This is a genomic window from Syntrophorhabdus sp., from assembly GCA_012719415.1.
Taxonomy (GTDB): domain Bacteria; phylum Desulfobacterota; class Syntrophorhabdia; order Syntrophorhabdales; family Syntrophorhabdaceae; genus Delta-02.
Map to the genome: position 1 here is coordinate 1 of JAAYAK010000045.1, position 2761 is coordinate 2761.

Genomic DNA, 2761 nt, shown 5'->3' on the forward strand with positions numbered 1-2761 from the left:
CCGTAGTTTCCCTGGGTCCGGTCTATCTCTTCCTTCTCGGCACATTTGCCGTTGTTCTCTTTCTCTGGTACGCCTGGCCCCGCCTCACCGGCCGGGACCGGGGGCGGATCACGACCAGAGAGTATGCCCTGATTGCCTTCGTCATCGTTCTCCTCTCCATGCTGGTCCCGTTCCGCTGGCTCAGTTTCATCGTATGGGAGATCTCTATTCTCGCGGCCCTCATCACCGCCGCTCTCTTCGTCTGGTTCTTTCGGCCGTTCTTCACCGGGGGGAGCATCCCGGTGCGGGAGTACGCCTGGCTCGCCGTGGTCGTCTTCTGCCTGCCGCTGCTGATCCTCTCCTGGTTCGGCACCGTCTCCTTCGTTCTGCTCCAGGTGCACGGCTCGTTCTTCCCGACTATCGAGGTCTGGGCATATATGCTCGGGCTCGACGTCCTGCTCCCGGTCATCGGGATTCTCGTTCCGCTCCGGCAGATCGCAAGCGCCCGAAAGCGGCAGGAGGATGTGTGACGATCCTCCCGGCCTGGAGCGGCATCTATGTCGCGATGCATTTCCCGGTTCCAACAACATTCGAGACGAGTTATATCATCGATGGGTCGCCACGGGAGATCGTTGCAGACGAAGCGGTCTTCTTTCTGGATCTCGAGGACCGGCCGGAGAACATGACCTTCATGCGGCTGGGGGATGGTTGCGGGGTCTGGGACGCTTCGCGTGACCGGGGGAAACTCCGTGATCTGGCCGATTCATATCCGGCCCATCCGGCCACTTCTTGATAGATGCGGGGAACTCCCCCGCGCGGCCCCGGTTCCGGGCACATTGCGGTTGTTTTGGGCTCGAAATCGATCGGACGGACCAGACGTGTAGATGTGCGGCACAGAAAAGGTATATAGAAGAGCGTTGACGTCTTCATCGTCGATAGCGGAATCGGCATTTGAACATCGATTGGAGACAGGTGAATCATGAATACCATTGGTCGAGGAAGGTTGATCTGCATTGCCCTGCTGCTCTTCATCCTGGCCGGCAACGGTATAGCACATGCCGCCACGGAGCCGGGTGAAGATGTGCAGATCGATCCGACAACCGGTGAGGCATCGCCGGCAGATCTGGAGAATGCCCGGCAACTCGTGCTCGAGCAGCCCGAAGTAGGAGATACGACGACGTATCACGGATCTAGAAGTGCGTTCAGCGTGTTCTATGACCCCGTGCTTCTCGGTTGTGGCTTGGGAGCCGCGATCGTGCTCTCGGTGGGGTACTATCTCATCCGAACGTATCGCGGGAAGGATGCACCGTAAGTGTGGCAAGCTCTGCAGGATCGGGAGGGTTGTGTGTTCTGTGGTCACCGGAGAAGAGGGAATGCATCTCATGCGATACTCATTACTGATACGGTCTATAGCAACTTGGGTGAGGCCCTGGCATCCCCCTTTATGAACGAAGATCCGGATAATGTTCCTGAAACGCGACATAACGGGCAAAATCGCATTCATTCTCCTCCTGATAGCCGTCGGTGCTTTCGGTGCCCTCCTCCTCTTTGACCTCCTCGCAGTCGGCCCCGGGTATCCTCCCCCCGAAGCCCTGCAAAAATGGTACATCCCCCAGCCCCGGTACGGGTATGTGGAGAACGGCTCCGTCGTCGCAAATAGAACGATCGGTGGGGATATCATCCTGTCCGGCGATATCGAAGAAGGGTGCCCGTCCCTCTTCCCGCCCCTCTCCCGGCACTGCAGCCATGCGATGTATACCGACACCGGCTCGGGTGATCGGTATACGGTCGTCAACTGGTACTTTGGCGATAACACAGACCTTTTGCAGGCGGAGACGGACCTCTGCAGCCACCTCCGGGCATCGGGGAATGTCGTTTCCGCTGAGGTGATCCTCTCCGAAGAGCCTGATGTATCACAGAGCGGATCGACCTTTGGTTCCATTGCCGTAACGAGGTTTGAAAGCGAAGAGTCATCCGGGTACTTCGTCGTTGTTGAAAAACCACTATCTTCAGAGCACGACGATTACTTCTTCGTCTACTATGGGGTGGACGGGCCGGCCGTTCTTCCCGATCACGCTGCTGCCATAAAGGACCTTATGCTCCAGAGCTACTCGCTTCGTGGCGCAAGGCCGCTTGCACCCTGTACATGAACACCGGAAGCGTCGCCGGATCATGGCGCCACTACCCCGGACATTCGACCCATCACAGGGATTGGCGGCCTGAGATCCCGAAGAAGCCGAAAATGATCCGGTTCCCGGGCCGTATTCTTTATCGTCGGCGTGCCCCCGGTTTCCGGCCTGAAACCATCGCCTTTGGGCGTGAAACCTATCTGTCAGGTCCGACGTGTAGACGCGCGTCACATAAATCGTTTATAGAAGAACGCTGAGCTCTCCCTCAACCAATGGTAAACACCGGGTGATCGGGTATGCAGGGGATCAAAATGTTACCGATATTGGCGCTCATTATGGTGATCTTCGTTCCGACGGCTTCCATCGCTGCTCCGGCCCCTTCTGCCGGAGGGGAGAGCACGAACTGGCTTGATACCTTCGATCACTGGGTCGAGCCCCGGGATATGTCGATGTACAGCAAGCCAGTGATTGTCAAAGAGCCGGAGCGCCCGGGCCCCGAAGACCTGATCCGGCACCCGGGCATGATCCTGCTCGGGGAGAACGTGACGTTCCCGGATGCCGGATACGTGGCGGCACCGGGCCTGCCGTCAGGCCCTACGGCGCACGTGACCGTGGCCGATCCCGCCTACTTCAGCCCGGTCCCATCGGCCGGC

General features: G+C 58.7%; 4 protein-coding genes and 1 pseudogene. All 5 read left to right on the plus strand.

Annotated features, from left to right (window positions below):
- The coding region (locus GXX82_02835) for a hypothetical protein (protein ID NLT21963.1) at window positions 1-509 on the plus strand (509 nt) is incomplete at its 5' end.
- A 26-nt stretch (window positions 510-535) separates the two neighbouring features.
- Window positions 536-772: pseudogene (locus GXX82_02840) on the plus strand (hypothetical protein).
- A gap of 186 nt (window positions 773-958) precedes the next feature.
- Window positions 959-1291 carry a hypothetical protein gene (locus GXX82_02845; protein ID NLT21964.1) on the plus strand — a complete coding sequence of 111 codons (333 nt, stop codon included), beginning with the start codon at window positions 959-961 and terminating at the stop codon, window positions 1289-1291.
- A gap of 151 nt (window positions 1292-1442) precedes the next feature.
- A complete protein-coding gene (locus GXX82_02850; GenBank protein ID NLT21965.1) occupies window positions 1443-2129 on the plus strand; it encodes a hypothetical protein in 687 nt (228 codons plus the stop codon).
- A 290-nt stretch (window positions 2130-2419) separates the two neighbouring features.
- Window positions 2420-2761, plus strand: a 342-nt coding sequence (locus GXX82_02855; GenBank protein NLT21966.1) for a hypothetical protein, incomplete at its 3' end; no start/stop codon positions are given.

What these genes read in the sequence shown, in the direction of transcription:
- GXX82_02845 (NLT21964.1), top strand. Translation starts at nt 959, where the DNA reads ATGAATACCATTGGTCGAGGAAGGTTGATCTGCATTGCCCTGCTGCTC.
- GXX82_02850 (NLT21965.1), top strand. Translation starts at nt 1,443, where the DNA reads ATGTTCCTGAAACGCGACATAACGGGCAAAATCGCATTCATTCTCCTC.